Below are 16,050 nucleotides of genomic sequence, written 5' to 3'. Positions count from 1 at the left end.
ATTTATGAAAAAATTATTTTCTTTATTTTCAATAGGACTTTTAGGGCTTTTAGGTTTAATTATTCCTTTTATTACTTTAACAGCATTTAAACCGTTAAATCAACAAAATTATACTGTTAATCAACAAACAACAGGAATGAATGAAACTGATTTTATTAATACAATGTTTTTACGCAGTAGTTTTTTTGAAAATTGGTCTGAAACCAATTATTTTATTAATCCAACTTTAAAAACATCGCAATCATTAACTTATAATGATAAATGATATTTAGATTTTTTAAAGGATAGTTATTCAACGGGGATTTCATTTGATAAACCCAGTAATGAATTTATGGATTTATACAAAAATTGAGATAGTTATGTTAAACAATATAACATTGATAAATTTTATGATGTTGATAAAAAACAATTTCTAAAAGAATTAACAAATTTTTCTTATTCTTTTGCTAAGTATTTTAATACTGTTGAAATAATTAATAAATTAGAAAAAAGTATTGACAATTTGCAACAAGTTAATTTAAAATTTCAGAATTGAAAATGATATTCAGGAGATGAATTGAACCATGGACCAACTAATAAATGATATATATTAATATCTAAATCAACTAATTCAACTGATGCAGTATATGCAATAGATTTAATTCATTTTACAACAAGTACAAGTATTAAAACAACATATCCATTTTTAAAGTCAATATACAGATGAGAAAATACAAGTATTCCAACTGATAAACAAGTTCCTGAAATAGATAATCAAGGTAATCTTCTTTTTTATACTGATAATGATTATCAAAAGGTTCGTTCTTTTTTATTAAAGTATATTGATGTAATTGTTCAAGAAAATATTAGAATACAGCAAGGTGGTAATCCTGATTATGATGATTCAAATTTAGGCAGTCAAAGAATAATCTTTGATTTTGAAATTATTAATAATATGGAAAAATTGGACTGAAAACCTAGTATTATTTTAACTAGAAAATCAATTTATCGAATGATTTTAACGATTGATGAACATAAAAATATTGTTGCTGGTAGTTTATAATTAACACATCTTAAACAATATTGGGATGGTAATAATGCAAATAGTTATCGATATACTGATGATTTAGGTTTTTTGTTTACTTTTATGAAAGAAAAAGATAGTATCTTTAATTTTAGTGTTGAAACATATAATTATAATCAAGATAATACTCCTAATACTGGTAAAGATATTTTTGAACAGATGAAAGGCCAAATTGATATTAATAAGTTTTTAAAAGCATTTTTTGCTCATGCTTTAGTTCCAGTATTCCAAAATCGTAGTAATTTTATTGAAAGTGGTTATATTGATAATTTAGAATATAATACTGTTTTAATTAATTTTTTTGGTTTGAAATTAGTTAATTTTAGAGATGTTTTAATTGATGAAAATAATACGAATAAAAATCAATTTGAAAAATTGTTAAATAGTATGTTTACAGTTTCGCAAAACTTTTATAAAGATTATTTACGAACAATTTTTGACTTAGAAAACAATACTTATGTGCAAGGTTATAATAAAAAATATGGTTTATTAGCAAATAATGGTTTTAAGATTTATCCTCGTTATTTTTATTTTTCTGATAAATATAAGCAACTAGATATTAAATTGTATTCAGCATTTAAAAAACGATTTTATAACATTAACTATGGTAATGTATTTAATTATGATTTTTCTGTTGCAAATGATTATAATATTAATCAAAATGAAGGTTATATTTTTGAAGGTGCTTTAAAAGATAAATATGGTTTAAAATATAAAAAGATTGAAGAACAAAAAATTGGTTATAATGTTTTTGAATTACAAGCACAAAAAGAAAATGATATGTATCGTTATTATGATTTTAATTTTGGTATTTATAACTGACAAGAAATAAATAATGGTGGATTATTTCCTGATGGGCAATGATGACAAGCACAATATGAAAGTTGTAGTTGATATAATTTAGCGTGTCATATTAGAAATGCGGCAATTTGAATTGTAAATAATATTCCTGGTGTTAAGCAAGTGAATGAATTAGCAAGCGGAGTTGGTAAAATATTTCAAACAATATATAGTTTTTTTAATCAAACATTCGAAGTATGAAAATTTAGTCCAGCATTATATAACACAATAACAAATATATTCCTATTAATTATTTTTATGAAATTTGTTCGATTAATATAAAAAAGGACTTATAGGTCCTTTTATTCTTTTCAATCAGTAATTTTACCTGTTTTATTATCAATTATTGGTAGAGATGGTTTATTTAGTTCTTCTCATCTGTATATTGACTTTAAAAGTGGATATGTTGTTTTAATACTTGTACTTGTTGTAAAATGAATTAAATCTATTGCATATACTGCATCAGTTGAATTAGTTGATTTAGATATTAATATATATCATTTATTAGTTGGTCCATGGTTCAATTCATCTCCTGAATATCATTTTCAATTCTGAAATTTTAAATTAACTTGTTGCAAATTGTCAATACTTTTTTCTAATTTATTAATTATTTCAACAGTATTAAAATACTTAGCAAAAGAATAAGAAAAATTTGTTAATTCTTTTAGAAATTGTTTTTTATCAACATCATAAAATTTATCAATGTTATATTGTTTAACATAACTATCTCAATTTTTGTATAAATCCATAAATTCATTACTGGGTTTATCAAATGAAATCCCCGTTGAATAACTATCCTTTAAAAAATCTAAATATCATTTATCATTATAAGTTAATGATTGCGATGTTTTTAAAGTTGGATTAATAAAATAATTGGTTTCAGACCAATTTTCAAAAAAACTACTGCGTAAAAACATTGTATTAATAAAATCAGTTTCATTCATTCCTGTTGTTTGTTGATTAACAGTATAATTTTGTTGATTTAACGGTTTAAATGCTGTTAAAGTAATAAAAGGAATAATTAAACCTAAAAGCCCTAAAAGTCCTATTGAAAATAAAGAAAATAATTTTTTCATAAATAACTCCTAACTATATAATGTTTTTGAAACAATAAACCCAACAATATATAAACTTGATATTGTTAACATTAACGGATGACTAAACAAAATTGCCATCTTACCAAATAAAGAAAGTAAAAAAGTATCTGAGTTATATAAATCCATAATAATATTTTTTGCTGATGTTAATTGATTAATAATAACTGTAATAAAACCAGTACCAAATATAGCAATTGCCGCAACCAATAAAACTAGTCTAATCATTATTTATGCACTCTCCGATATCCTTGTTCTCTTGTTTTTGCTTGTTTTGCTAAACTTGATAATTGTTGTTTATTACGATTAATTTTAAACTGTTTACGCTCTGTAATATGTTTTTGCATACCTTGTTTAGTATCTGAAACTCCACGAGCAGTCGCAGAATAAATATTTGATACCCCCGTTTGTACTATTGAACCTAATTCGTTATATTGTGTTCTTGTGCCGTGAATTGCATAAATTGATAACTTAACAACCATAAAAAAAATAATAAAATAAGCAATTGTTGTATTTGTCATTGGTAATTTAGTATTTCAAATTACATCAAAAATAAACAAAAAAACATCAAAAATAAAAATAAAAATCTTATCTCAATTACTACTTTCTGACAACAAATTAATCATTTTTATCACTTCCTTTTTCTTTTTTAGGTTTTAAATTCTTTTTCAAAATATCAATATCAAACAATTCTAACCGCTCTTTAACACTCAATTTAGTAATTTCTGACCAATAGTATTCTTTGTTATTAATTATTTCATCATTTTTTAAATCACGAACAAACTTTAATCATTGACTATCATATTTCTGTGCAAATTCTAACGGAATAATTATTTTAAAAAACCGAATTCCTAAACCAACATCTGACTTATGTTTTACTCGTTTACCTTCTGCTGTTCGTTCTACTGATTTTGTTTTTCAAATTTCATAATCCGTAATATCTTGAAAAATACCAATTCGCATAATAAAGAAACGATTAAAAAAATTAAATCCTTTTTTAGCAATCGGTTTTTTAAGTGAAATTGGAATAATAATACCACTTGCTAATTGTCGGATATTATTTCAAATCATACCCTCACGCTGTGCTGTAAACAAAGCACGATTACCAAAATGTCTTGCTAAAACAATTCACGGAATTTTACCACTATGGACTTTTTTCTCATCGTGAGGACTAGTTCCATCAATATATAAATAACTTTCATCAAATAAAATAACACTATCATCAGGGGGAACTGGTTTTGTTCTATCTGTAAAATCTAAATTTTTAAATGTTAAAACTTTAACTTTCTCATCTTCTAACGGATAATTACTATAAATTTTATCTGTTAATAATTTCATAGTTTGTGATAAATAAGTTAAAAGTAAAGTTTTTCCGGTTCCTAATTTACCAATAATAACTGATAACGGATTATCTCAAACAAAACTTACTAACCGAAAAGCATTTAACTGATAAAATATGTTTTTTCAAACTCATCATACAAAATAAACACATTGCAAAGCAAATAATAATCAAAATACTAAACCAGTATAATTTAATGAAATTATTCAAAATAACAAATCAATTAAACTAAACAAAATCATTGAACTACTAATATAACAATAATTTTTTAAGAAAAATACAAACTTTTTCATTATTTAAAATACCCAACTATTTTAAAAATCATTCATAACAAAAACCAAGTTAAAAATAAAATAACAATTCAAACACCAACCATCAAAGTTAAATATTCATTCTGTGTCAAAGTCCAAGTTGTAATACTTTCAACATTTGTTTTATTTATAAACAAAAAGACATGAATAAAAAACTCTTTTAATTTTTCTCAATCATTTTGCATTTTTAAAAACTCCACATTTTTTGAATAAGTTTAAAAAACATCCCAAAAAATAAAACGATAAATAATACAAACGATATAACATATAAAAATTCAGGGGCATTTGAACCAAAAATATAACTAACAAATTGAACTCAATAGTCATATAAACTCATTTAATTTAAACTTTCTAAATCATTAATTAATTCTTGCTCTTTTTCAACACTTCAATTTGTTAAATTATTATTGTTATTATTTACTTTTACTTTTTTAGGTTCATTTGAAAATAATGCTTTGTGCATACGATTAAAATAATTTTGTTTATATTGATTATACAAATTAATTAATTCTGTTCCAGTTAAATACTTTCAAATATGACGTTTTAAATTTTCATCATATTTTACAATAGGATAAGAATTATCATAAATCAAACCAATTGCTACTTGTTCTGAATGTTTTTCACTCGGATAAATAAATTTATTACTTAATCAAAAACCAATATGGCGATTATGATTAGGTAAATTTATAAATGAAGCTTTATCAGTCTGAAAAACTATGAATTCTTTACGAATAAAATAATTCTCTATATTTTGATTTTTCTTAACAAAATTACTCAATTTTATCAACTCCTTAATAAACATTTTTTTTAATTAACAATGTTATAAATAATGTTAAAATATTGTTTATCTATTGTTTAATAAACATTGTTAAATATAAAAATAATAAAAATTGGCACACTGAAAAATACTATTAAGTTTTAAAATAATAGTTATACAAAATAAATTAATAAAAAATAAATAAACTAGTGTGCCTTAGTTTCTTATTACTAAAATCCTTTGACCATAACACGGAAAAAGTTTAATATTTTAACAATAACAAAAATACCAAATGGAATTAAAATAATTCACGCATCACCTAAAAAAGTCATTAATTGTGGTAATACAGCATAAATTGCTTCTTTAACTTTCATCATCGCTTGCCCTAATCCACTTCAAATAGAACCCATTCCATCTGAAATAGTAGGTGGCGTATCTGCTGCTAAAAAATTAATTGCTGTTGTTAAATACATCCCTAACATTATTTTTTATCCTCCTTGTTTTCAATTTCTTTTTTATCTTTTTTCTTACCTCGAATTTGGCGAATTTTCTGATAAATTGATAAACCAATTCACGCAAAAATACCTAATATAATAACAACACTAAATATTGTCGTTAATCAAACTGGCATAATATATCTCCTTTCAATAAATTAAAAAATTGAAATTTGCAAACTCGCTCCGCTCGTTGTCGCTTTGCTCCACTTAAAAAACATTATTGAATAAATTATCCGCTAATAAATTACGCGGAATAATTTATTCTTTTACTTTTTAATTTCAATATCTTTTACAATCTTATTGACAGTATTAATAACAATATCTTTACCATACTTTTTCACTAATGACCGCAAAATTAAATATTGCTTTGTTTGCATAATTTCAACCTCCTATAATTAACTTAAAAAAGTTAACTAAATTAATAGTTAACTTTTTATGATTTGGCATTTACAATTTACATATCTTAAAAAACTAAAATTAAGGGATGATAATCCTTTGTTTTTTGCTTGGAACTAAAAAATGTTTATCAAAGATAAACATTTTTCTTAAGAAATATTAAATTAAAGTTATTTACCAGAAATTTCTGATAGTTTTGTTGCAACCGCTTCAACATTTAAGCCAATAATGATTTGGATTCCTTTTGTTTTTGAAACTAAAACCATTCCGGCGACCCCAGCCTCTTTAATTGGTTGTTGATTAATTTTAGTGTTGTCTTCAACGGTTAATCGTAATCTGGTCATACAGTTGTCAACTTTAACTAAATTGTCATGGCCAATTGCATCATAAATAACTTGTGCTAATTTTAATGGTCCGTCTGGATCTTTTTGAATGTCAATTCGTTTATTAGCACCATTGGTTTGCAAAAGAACATTAACATTGCCACTTGTTGTTACAACTGTAACGTTTGCTGTTTGTTGTTCTTGCAATGCTTTTTTCTTCGCGTGTTTTTCAACACTTTTTCCTAATGATTTTGCAATCATAGCGGCTTCGTCTTCACGACCAGGTGTAGATAAATTCATTTTTTTAATAATGTATTTAAAACTAAAGAAGTATGCCGCTCCTTCAAGGACTCCGATTGGAATAATCATTAATGGATTTCCTAATACTTTATAAACTCCTGATTGTAAGTTTGATGAAATTGCGGCCATATCTCATGATGTTTTCATTGAAACAGCTCAATCGATGAATCCAGCTGAAAAGCCAAATCCAACCCTAATTCCAAATCCAACTGTTAATGCGGCAAAGACCCCAGTTAGTAAAGCATGTAATCCTAATAATATTGGTGCTAAGAAAACAAATGAGAATTCAATTGGTTCTGTAATTCCTGTTAAGAATGATACTCCAGCAGCTGATCCTAGAATCCCAGCATATTCAGCACGACGAGTTTTATCTTTAATTGATAAAATCATTGCGGCACAGGCAGCTGGTAATCCAAACATCATCATTGGGAAGAATCCTGCTTGGAACATCCCACTCCCCCCGGCTAAACCAAATTTAGCATCAGCATATAATTTACCTAAAAAGGCAGTAATATCTCCGTTCATTGTTGTAATAACACCAGTTGAAGTTCAACCGTTAATTGTTAAAACACCATCTTTACTAATTGAATAATCAGCTCATTGTAAAACCCCATTAACAACTTGTCATAAGTTCGTTCCTTGGTAGTTCATTAAATGACCAATAATTGGTTGTTGGAACCATAAATAAGTGTTCAATACTTGGTGTAAACCAAATGGTAACAATAACCGGTTAAAAATCCCATAGAAGAATGCTCCTAATGGTGGGATTGCTCCTAAACCATAACCTAGATACTGTAATCCTAATTGAAATCAAGGTCAAATTGCTGCTAAAGCAAATGTTCCAACCAAGAGAAGTAAGCAGCAGTCACCATTGGGACAAAACGACGTCCTGAGAAAAATCCTAATGCTGCTGGTAATTTTACATTTGAATATTTATTGTAAATTAAAGCAACAAGACATCCTGCTAAAATTACACCAAAGACCCCCATACTAATGTTATATTTGGCACCATAACCTTTGATTGTGTCTCCGACGCTAAAATCAAAGACATATAAAATTTGTGAATGTGGGATTGCTCAAAATTGATTATCTTGGAAATTACCAATTGGGGTGTGTCCTAATAATGCGTTATTGTAATATCATTGGGGAACAATTCCCATTAATCCTTCAATTACAGCTCATCCAAAAAATGCCACCAAAGCAGGCTTCCCCACGAAAGTCTTTGGCCATTCCAAATCATAATCCAATTGCAAATAATGGCGCTAAGTTACTAATTGCTGCGTTTCCAACTGCCTGAAAAATCGAGCCAATGTATCAAATTGCTGATAATGGTCCGGTTTGGGATAGGTCAGGGTTGATTGATACATCGTTCATTACCCCCACTAACCTTAGTAACAATGCGGCAACGGGCAACACAACAATTGGAAATTGAAGCGCTTTTCCTAATTTTTGCAAATATTGCATTACGTTTCCTCTCTTTCTGTTAAAAAGTAATTTTGTGTTTTATTAGTTTTGTTAATAGTTAAAAATTACACATTTATCTTAATAATAGTGAAAATACCAACATCTAAGGAAATTGCAAATAATGAAGTTAGAATTAAGAAAATATTTCGTCTAATTTCAAATAAAACACCACGCTCACGCGTTACCCCTAATCGTTGTGTGTGGCGTTGATTATTCTTATTTTGTCAGTAAAAAAATGAATTGATAAAAAAAACAACAATAAAAATAATACTAACTGCAATTACTCCCCCTCAAATTAAGGTTTTAGTATGGTTATCTAATTTTTCAAGGTTGTTAGTATTACTTAATAAAATATAATGCTATAACAATAATTTAATATCCGTCTTGTTGTGCTTTCTATTTTAACTATCTGTTTTAATAATATTTTTTTTTTTTTTTTGCAAGACTTTTTTCTTTATTTTTTAAAATTTTTCCAATATTTTTATTATTTTGTTTAGAATTAATCTATTTTGTCATAATAAAAACCCTCTTTACTAAAAAAGAAGGTTATGGTTTTGATATTATTTAGTCATTAATTATTTATTTTTAAAACTTTATTTTTGAAACTGTTGATCTTGATACCTTTTTGTTTTAGTACTGTTTTTACCAATAAAAACAAAGTTATGTTTTGATTTAATACATTCTGGATTGGTACAATGCAATTTATACTCACAAGGTTTTGAGCGACAGAAAAAAACCGGTTGTTCACACATTTGACATGTTAAAATTGACTTTTGTGATTCTTGCATTGCCGCACATTTTGGGCAGTCATTAGCATGTTGTTCACAACCAATGAAGACACTGTCTGGCATCGCTAATCTCTTTTTAGTTTCGTTTGTATTGTTATTTTCGAAAGCCATGGTTTTTGTGTTCTCCTTTCATAAAATACTTGTAATAAACACCTCTCTTATCAAAAAAATATCTGTTAATGGATAAATTTGCCATATTATGATGGATGATAAAAATTATAATTAGGGTTAATACAACAAATAGTATATATTTTTTAGAAAAAATTAACAATGTTATTTTTTTAATAATAATGATAATTATTTTCTTAATGAAATAATTTGGAAAGTTTTAATTTAAAATAATAGTTACCCATTTTTAAGGGGTACCTATTATTTTACCAAAGTATCTAAGAAATGATAAGTGTCTTGATAATTTGGTTCAGAACTAACTGGTGATACTATTTGGAGATAAATAACTTGGTTATTTTGATCAAGTACTATCACACTACGGGCTAGTAAATTATTAAATTCAAAGTATAACTTTGTTTTGTGACCAAACTCACGATAGTTTGTATCTGATAATAAAATATGTTCGGGATTAACAAATGATTCACATGCCCGTTGTAAGGCAAATGGTAAATCACGGGAAATTGTTATTAATTGGACAGCGGGATATTTATTAAGAATTGTTTCATTAAATTGTTTTGTTTGTAATAAACAAACACTAGTATCAATGCTGGGAATTGAGGAAATAACTTTATATTCTTTCTTAAGATTTGTTAATTCAAAGTCCTTTCATTTAACAGTGTCTGCTTTGAATGTTAATGTATCACCAACTTTAAGATAATTTGATGCAATTAATGTTGCGACATCGCCACTCATTGTTCCTTTAGCCATAAATTCTGACCCTCCATTCTTGTTCCGATAATATTATATCCTAAAAGTTAATTAAGATAGTAAAGAATTTCTTTAATTTTGTCGAAAACTCTTGATATTTATAAAATATACCTAAAATTAGGTATATTTTTAATATATAGAGGTAAATAAATGATGAAAAAAATAATTACAGAATTAATAAATAGCTTAACAGATGATCAATTTTTAGAATTTTATGAAAAAATAAAACAACAAGCAGACTTAATTAAAAAACAAAAACGTTTAAATGAAATTGATCAAAAATTTAGAGATAAAGGCATTATATGTCCTAATTGCAAATCTTTTCATTGTGTTAAAAATGGTCATAATTCCGAAGGAAAACAAAAATATTTATGTAAAAAATGTCGTGCTAGTTTTGATGCATTTCGTCATCATTTTACTTATTGAAGTCATTTAAATTATGAACAGTGAAATTTATTAATTCAAATTTCATTGTTAGGACAATCTAGTAAAATAATTTCTCGTTTTATTAAAACAACCCCAAAAACCGCTTGATATAATCGACAAAAATTAATGCAATCAAAACAATTAGAAAATACACAGTTAAAATTTAAAAAATTAAATGGTCAAATCCAAATGGATGAAACATTTATTAAAGAAATTCATAAAGGCAATTTTAAAGATAAATTTGATAAACGAAAAACTCATCTCGATCCATTTTCAACTGATACCAAATGCTGTATTCAAATGGCAGTTGATAGCAATAATAATATTTTTGTTCAATCCACCAATACCAAAAGATTACAAAAACAATGGATTATTGAAAATATGAATAAGCAACTAATTAAAGAAAAATCAATAATTATTTCTGATATGCAACCACTATATTTATTAGTAGCAAAACAAACAAATTCTACTCTATATTCCACCAAAACTAGTACAAACCCTGATACTAGTTATCAAAAGTTAAATAAGATTAGTAAATTACAATCCAGTCTTAAAGAAGCCTTAATTCATTATCATGGTTTGGGTTTCACTAATATTCAAAATTATTTAAAGCTCTGAAAATGAAAATACCAACACAAAGGTTTAACACCAAACCAACAATCAACGGTATTATATTTTAACGTTTAAAAAATTTAAAGCAAAATCATAATCTTACACAAAATTAGTTTTCAAATTGTCATATTGATGATTTTTTTTATTTCATCAAGAGTTTTCGACAAAATTAAAGCCTTTAAATGGTAATTTTTTCTTAATTTCACTATCTTCTTCATCAAAAACTCCATGTTCAATATATTTGTAAAGTGTTACATGTGAAAATGGAAACTTTTCATCATATTTTTTTTCATATTCAAAGATAATTAACATCGGTGAATAACTTTTTTCTTTAATTTTGTCGAAAACTCTTGATATTTATAAAATATACTTAAAATTAGGTATATTTTTAATATATAGAGGTAAATAAATGATGAAAAAAATAATTACAGAATTAATAAATAGCTTAACAGATGATCAATTTTTAGAATTTTATGAAAAAATAAAACAACAAGCAGACTTAATTAAAAAACAAAAACGTTTAAATGAAATTGATCAAAAATTTAGAGATAAAGGCATTATATGTCCTAATTGCAAATCTTTTCATTGTGTTAAAAATGGTCATAATTCCGAAGGAAAACAAAAATATTTATGTAAAAAATGTCGTGCTAGTTTTGATGCATTTCGTCATCATTTTACTTATTGAAGTCATTTAAATTATGAACAGTGAAATTTATTAATTCAAATTTCATTGTTAGGACAATCTAGTAAAATAATTTCTCGTTTTATTAAAACAACCCCAAAAACCGCTTGATATAATCGACAAAAATTAATGCAATCAAAACAATTAGAAAATACACAGTTAAAATTTAAAAAATTAAATGGTCAAATCCAAATGGATGAAACATTTATTAAAGAAATTCATAAAGGCAATTTTAAAGATAAATTTGATAAACGAAAAACTCATCTCGATCCATTTTCAACTGATACCAAATGCTGTATTCAAATGGCAGTTGATAGCAATAATAATATTTTTGTTCAATCCACCAATACCAAAAGATTACAAAAACAATGGATTATTGAAAATATGAATAAGCAACTAATTAAAGAAAAATCAATAATTATTTCTGATATGCAACCACTATATTTATTAGTAGCAAAACAAACAAATTCTACTCTATATTCCACCAAAACTAGTACAAACCCTGATACTAGTTATCAAAAGTTAAATAAGATTAGTAAATTACAATCCAGTCTTAAAGAAGCCTTAATTCATTATCATGGTTTGGGTTTCACTAATATTCAAAATTATTTAAAGCTCTGAAAATGAAAATACCAACACAAAGGTTTAACACCAAACCAACAATCAACGGTATTATATTTTAACGTTTAAAAAATTTAAAGCAAAATCATAATCTTACACAAAATTAGTTTTCAAATTGTCATATTGATGATTTTTTTTATTTTATCAAGAGTTTTCGACAAAATTAAAGACTTTTTTTACTTAAAATTTTTCTTATGTGATTTATAACTTTTTTTCTAATTTTAGTATATTTTATAGATTTTTTTCTTTTATTTTTATAATCATCATTCGCTTTTTTAGGATCGTATTCTTCTTTAAGTCTTTTAGACTCTAATCTAATTGTATTACGACTTTTATTCATTACTTTTCCTATTTTAGAATAATTGGGTGTACCATCTTTCTTTTTAAATTTTTCGGATTCTAAATATTCTTTTAAATCTTGTCTTTCTGGTAACTTAAAATGTTTAAATTTTTTCTTTTCTTTTTTCATAAGACAACCTAGCCCTTTCTATTAAAATAGTTATACAATAAAAATTAATATTTTGTTGACAATCCGTTAAATGATGGTAGGATGGTGATGTAATTTAATAAAAGTAGAATTTACTAGCCCTTAATCGCTTGTTTAAAAATTACTAAAATTAGAGACTTGAAAAAGTCTTTTTTTTTAATTTATTTCTTTAATTTTGTCGAAAACTCTTGATATTTATAAAATATACCTAAAATTAGGTATATTTTTAATATATGGAGGTAAATAAATGATGAAAAAAATAATTACAGAATTAATAAATAGCTTAACAGATGATCAATTTTTAGAATTTTATGAAAAAATAAAACAACAAGCAGACTTAATTAAAAAACAAAAACGTTTAAATGAAATTGATCAAAAATTTAGAGATAAAGGCATTATATGTCCTAATTGCAAATCTTTTCATTGTGTTAAAAATGGTCATAATTCCGAAGGAAAACAAAAATATTTATGTAAAAAATGTCGTGCTAGTTTTGATGCATTTCGTCATCATTTTACTTATTGAAGTCATTTAAATTATGAACAGTGAAATTTATTAATTCAAATTTCATTGTTAGGACAATCTAGTAAAATAATTTCTCGTTTTATTAAAACAACCCCAAAAACCGCTTGATATAATCGACAAAAATTAATGCAATCAAAACAATTAGAAAATACACAGTTAAAATTTAAAAAATTAAATGGTCAAATCCAAATGGATGAAACATTTATTAAAGAAATTCATAAAGGCAATTTTAAAGATAAATTTGATAAACGAAAAACTCATCTCGATCCATTTTCAACTGATACCAAATGCTGTATTCAAATGGCAGTTGATAGCAATAATAATATTTTTGTTCAATCCACCAATACCAAAAGATTACAAAAACAATGGATTATTGAAAATATGAATAAGCAACTAATTAAAGAAAAATCAATAATTATTTCTGATATGCAACCACTATATTTATTAGTAGCAAAACAAACAAATTCTACTCTATATTCCACCAAAACTAGTACAAACCCTGATACTATAGTTATCAAAAGTTAAATAAGATTAGTAAATTACAATCCAGTCTTAAAGAAGCCTTAATTCATTATCATGGTTTGGGTTTCACTAATATTCAAAATTATTTAAAGCTCTGAAAATGAAAATACCAACACAAAGGTTTAACACCAAACCAACAATCAACGGTATTATATTTTAACGTTTAAAAAATTTAAAGCAAAATCATAATCTTACACAAAATTAGTTTTCAAATTGTCATATTGATGATTTTTTTTATTTCATCAAGAGTTTTCGACAAAATTAAAGATTTATTTTACTTTTTTATATTTTTTTGTAGAATGGTGATGACAAAAAGAGGTAAAAAAGATGGCAAAAGTAGATAAAAAGTGATGAATAATGGCAAATTTAACAAAAATAAAGCAAAAATTAACAAAATTTGATGAATATTTTAAAGAAAATAATATCAAACTTGCCACAAAAGAAACCTTATTAATCTTTTGTAATTTAGAAGAAGATTAATATAAGGCCTTAAAAGACACTAATTTATTAGCATTTAATGAACTTAAAATGAAAATAAGAATATTAGAAAATAATATAAAATTGCAACTCTTAAACAATACAGATGGGGGAATAAAAACTTATGCCCAGTATTATGGTAAAGAAAATACTACTGAAATAGAATATGCCCCTATTACAATTAATATTCCTGAAGGTCGTGATATATAATGCCAATGATTAAAGAATATAGTTATTTATATAAAATAATTACTAGCTTAATAAATAATAAAGAATATATAGCAGATGAAATAAATACAGCTGGTAGTCGTAAAGCAGCTAAAACATATAGTATTGATGAATTAATAGCATTATTAGGTTCTCCATCATTAGCTTATCCAAATAAAAAAGTAGCAATATATGGTTTTAGATTAAATAGTGCAGATACAGCTGAAATGCAACAAGATTTACAAGATGCAATAGATCGTATTGGATTAATATTAAATCCAACTAAAAAATGAAAAGGCGGACATTATCAATATAATGCTCGATTTAATAAACCAACATGAACTTTTCCAAATGGTAGTTTTATTAAATTACAAGGAGCAAGAAAAAGTAATTCATCACAAGTATTAGGAAAAGGTACAGCAAGAGCAATGGGTGCTAATTTATGTATTATTTGATTAGAAGAAGCTAATGAATTTAGCAATGCAGAAAAACAAGCAATTATTCAAGCTGTTAGGGATTATAAAAAATTAATATTAATTACTAGTACTAATCCAGATAGTATTTATCAAGATCATATCGATTATATTAATAAATTATTACCCTTTAATCGTAAAGAATTAGAAACAAAAGGTGAACAAATTAAAAAATTAATTATTCCAGTTCTTGATCCAAAAACAGGACAAAAAACATATGATAAAAAAGTTATTAATCATTATACAAATTATCAAATTAATAAAGAAAATTTAACTCATAATGAATTAATGCATTTACATCAATTAAAACAAGAAGATCCAAAAAAATATTAAGTTTTAGGAATTGGAATGCCTGGAGCATTAGATGGTAGTATTTTTGCTAATTATTTATTTAGTAAATTATACGATTTTGAACCAGTTAATTTTAAAGCAGGTTTAGATTTAGGATATGCTGATTCACCATTAGGACATACTACTCATGCTATTTTAATGGGATTAGATAGAGATTATAAAAAAATGACACCATTAATGGAATATAAGCATAGTAATGCAGAAATGATACATAAAGATAGAACTAAGATTTTATATGAAATAGTACATTTTTATATTACTGCTGATACATTAAATAATATTCGTAGACAATATTACCCTGAGGCTAATTGATTAAGATTTAAACCAGTAGTAAAAGATGTTTGATATAGAACTGATAGAATTGATGCTATAATCATCCTGCTAAATAAGAATTATTTACAAATTAGTCAACGATTAACAACAGAGTTATTTAAGGATATGTTAAAAATGGAATGAAGAAAACCACCTGCCAATAAATCTACTTATAAATTAGAAGATAATAAATTATTTGATGATGGTTTTGATGCTATGACTTATGCTGTTATGGATATTATGGAATATTTTATAAAAACATTAGATAATCCATTTTTAATAAGTAAACAATTCGGAAAGCGAGGTTAA

Annotated in this window: 19 protein-coding genes and 4 pseudogenes; 9 read left to right on the top strand and 14 right to left on the bottom strand. The window is 25.4% G+C overall.

The genetic code is table 4. The features are described 5' to 3' along the window. Positions 1 to 4 precede the first annotated feature (4 nt). Positions 5 to 2,185 (top strand): annotated as a pseudogene (locus tag AACK91_RS01160) (spiroplasma phage ORF1-like family protein). A gap of 196 nt (positions 2,186 to 2,381) precedes the next feature. Here AACK91_RS01160 and AACK91_RS01155 read toward each other — a convergent pair. The 10 genes and pseudogenes from AACK91_RS01155 to AACK91_RS01110 all read right to left on the bottom strand — a co-directional run. Then, a pseudogene (locus AACK91_RS01155) lies at positions 2,382 to 2,979 on the bottom strand (spiroplasma phage ORF1-like family protein); the annotation flags it as partial. Positions 2,980 to 2,988: 9 nt separating this feature from the next. Beyond that, positions 2,989 to 3,225: a hypothetical protein gene (locus AACK91_RS01150; RefSeq protein ID WP_004027616.1), complete on the bottom strand. Its 237-nt coding sequence runs from the start codon at positions 3,223 to 3,225 to the stop codon at positions 2,989 to 2,991. After that, positions 3,225 to 3,623 (bottom strand): hypothetical protein, encoded by a 399-nt coding sequence (locus AACK91_RS01145; RefSeq protein ID WP_338963575.1) that lies wholly within the window; start codon positions 3,621 to 3,623, stop codon positions 3,225 to 3,227. Before AACK91_RS01145 ends, AACK91_RS01150 begins: the two co-directional genes overlap by 1 nt. Continuing rightward, positions 3,616 to 4,629 carry a hypothetical protein gene (locus tag AACK91_RS01140; RefSeq protein WP_338963280.1) on the bottom strand — a complete coding sequence of 338 codons (1,014 nt, stop codon included), beginning with the start codon at positions 4,627 to 4,629 and terminating at the stop codon, positions 3,616 to 3,618. Before AACK91_RS01140 ends, AACK91_RS01145 begins: the two co-directional genes overlap by 8 nt. After that, positions 4,629 to 4,832 (bottom strand): DUF2649 family protein, encoded by a 204-nt coding sequence (locus AACK91_RS01135; RefSeq protein ID WP_126821076.1) that lies wholly within the window; start codon positions 4,830 to 4,832, stop codon positions 4,629 to 4,631. Before AACK91_RS01135 ends, AACK91_RS01140 begins: the two co-directional genes overlap by 1 nt. A 152-nt stretch (positions 4,833 to 4,984) precedes the next feature. Then, positions 4,985 to 5,425: a DUF3627 domain-containing protein gene (locus tag AACK91_RS01130; protein ID WP_338963574.1), complete on the bottom strand. Its 441-nt coding sequence runs from the start codon at positions 5,423 to 5,425 to the stop codon at positions 4,985 to 4,987. A 209-nt stretch (positions 5,426 to 5,634) separates the two neighbouring features. Then, positions 5,635 to 5,886, bottom strand: coding sequence for a hypothetical protein (locus tag AACK91_RS01125; protein ID WP_126821078.1), 252 nt, complete (start codon positions 5,884 to 5,886; stop codon positions 5,635 to 5,637). Further along, positions 5,886 to 6,035, bottom strand: coding sequence for a hypothetical protein (locus tag AACK91_RS01120; protein WP_004027793.1), 150 nt, complete (start codon positions 6,033 to 6,035; stop codon positions 5,886 to 5,888). Before AACK91_RS01120 ends, AACK91_RS01125 begins: the two co-directional genes overlap by 1 nt. Positions 6,036 to 6,467: 432 nt before the next feature. Next, entirely contained in the window at positions 6,468 to 7,769 is a 1,302-nt protein-coding gene (locus tag AACK91_RS01115; protein ID WP_338963573.1) for a PTS transporter subunit EIIC, read from the bottom strand. After that, the gene (locus AACK91_RS01110; protein WP_338963572.1) at positions 7,748 to 8,116 is read right to left on the bottom strand and encodes a PTS transporter subunit EIIC; all 369 of its coding nucleotides are present in this window, start codon (positions 8,114 to 8,116) and stop codon (positions 7,748 to 7,750) included. The genes AACK91_RS01115 and AACK91_RS01110 overlap by 22 nt, the downstream gene beginning before the upstream one ends. Positions 8,117 to 8,142: 26 nt before the next feature. Here AACK91_RS01110 and AACK91_RS01105 point away from each other — a divergent pair, with 26 nt between their 5' ends. After that, on the top strand, positions 8,143 to 8,430 hold the full coding sequence (locus AACK91_RS01105; protein ID WP_338963571.1) for a hypothetical protein: 288 nt from the start codon (positions 8,143 to 8,145) through the stop codon (positions 8,428 to 8,430). A gap of 547 nt (positions 8,431 to 8,977) precedes the next feature. On the opposite strand, the gene AACK91_RS01100 is transcribed toward AACK91_RS01105, so the two are convergent. Both AACK91_RS01100 and AACK91_RS01095 read right to left on the bottom strand, forming a co-directional pair. Beyond that, positions 8,978 to 9,283, bottom strand: a complete 306-nt coding sequence (locus tag AACK91_RS01100; protein WP_338963570.1) for a hypothetical protein — start codon at positions 9,281 to 9,283, stop codon at positions 8,978 to 8,980. 258 nt (positions 9,284 to 9,541) lie between these two features. Next, positions 9,542 to 10,048 carry a redoxin family protein gene (locus AACK91_RS01095; protein ID WP_338963569.1) on the bottom strand — a complete coding sequence of 169 codons (507 nt, stop codon included), beginning with the start codon at positions 10,046 to 10,048 and terminating at the stop codon, positions 9,542 to 9,544. A gap of 150 nt (positions 10,049 to 10,198) precedes the next feature. Between AACK91_RS01095 and AACK91_RS01090 the strand changes: the two genes are divergently transcribed. After that, complete coding sequence (locus AACK91_RS01090; protein ID WP_338963247.1) at positions 10,199 to 11,161, top strand: IS1/IS1595 family N-terminal zinc-binding domain-containing protein; 963 nt, start codon at positions 10,199 to 10,201, stop codon at positions 11,159 to 11,161. A 99-nt stretch (positions 11,162 to 11,260) separates the two neighbouring features. Here AACK91_RS01090 and AACK91_RS11550 read toward each other — a convergent pair. Further along, positions 11,261 to 11,422 (bottom strand): annotated as a pseudogene (locus tag AACK91_RS11550) (IS30 family transposase); the annotation flags it as partial. Between the two features lie 73 nt (positions 11,423 to 11,495). On the opposite strand from AACK91_RS11550, the gene AACK91_RS01080 reads away from it, so the two are divergent. Next, positions 11,496 to 12,458 carry an IS1/IS1595 family N-terminal zinc-binding domain-containing protein gene (locus AACK91_RS01080; protein ID WP_338963247.1) on the top strand — a complete coding sequence of 321 codons (963 nt, stop codon included), beginning with the start codon at positions 11,496 to 11,498 and terminating at the stop codon, positions 12,456 to 12,458. 100 nt (positions 12,459 to 12,558) lie between these two features. Here AACK91_RS01080 and AACK91_RS01075 read toward each other — a convergent pair. Continuing rightward, positions 12,559 to 12,858, bottom strand: a pseudogene (locus AACK91_RS01075) (IS30 family transposase); the annotation flags it as partial. A gap of 265 nt (positions 12,859 to 13,123) precedes the next feature. On the opposite strand from AACK91_RS01075, the gene AACK91_RS01070 reads away from it, so the two are divergent. The 5 genes from AACK91_RS01070 to AACK91_RS01050 all read left to right on the top strand — a co-directional run bounded on the left by AACK91_RS01070 (position 13,124) and on the right by AACK91_RS01050 (position 16,050). Continuing rightward, the gene (locus AACK91_RS01070; protein ID WP_338963565.1) at positions 13,124 to 13,924 is read left to right on the top strand and encodes an IS1/IS1595 family N-terminal zinc-binding domain-containing protein; all 801 of its coding nucleotides are present in this window, start codon (positions 13,124 to 13,126) and stop codon (positions 13,922 to 13,924) included. A gap of 324 nt (positions 13,925 to 14,248) precedes the next feature. Further along, positions 14,249 to 14,401 carry a hypothetical protein gene (locus AACK91_RS01065; protein WP_338963564.1) on the top strand — a complete coding sequence of 51 codons (153 nt, stop codon included), beginning with the start codon at positions 14,249 to 14,251 and terminating at the stop codon, positions 14,399 to 14,401. Between the two features lie 48 nt (positions 14,402 to 14,449). After that, a complete protein-coding gene (locus tag AACK91_RS01060) occupies positions 14,450 to 14,608 on the top strand; it encodes a hypothetical protein (RefSeq protein WP_338963563.1) in 159 nt (52 codons plus the stop codon). After that, positions 14,608 to 15,411 (top strand): phage terminase large subunit, encoded by an 804-nt coding sequence (locus tag AACK91_RS01055; RefSeq protein WP_338963562.1) that lies wholly within the window; start codon positions 14,608 to 14,610, stop codon positions 15,409 to 15,411. The genes AACK91_RS01060 and AACK91_RS01055 overlap by 1 nt, the downstream gene beginning before the upstream one ends. A 15-nt stretch (positions 15,412 to 15,426) precedes the next feature. After that, positions 15,427 to 16,050 carry a hypothetical protein gene (locus AACK91_RS01050; RefSeq protein ID WP_338963561.1) on the top strand — a complete coding sequence of 208 codons (624 nt, stop codon included), beginning with the start codon at positions 15,427 to 15,429 and terminating at the stop codon, positions 16,048 to 16,050.

The sequence above is a fragment of the Spiroplasma endosymbiont of Sarcophaga carnaria genome (assembly GCF_964019595.1).
GTDB classification, from domain to species: domain Bacteria; phylum Bacillota_I; class Bacilli_A; order Mycoplasmatales; family Mycoplasmataceae; genus Spiroplasma; species Spiroplasma poulsonii.
Note: the sequence above shows the minus strand (reverse complement) of the source record. Positions and strands in the feature narration are given on the sequence as shown.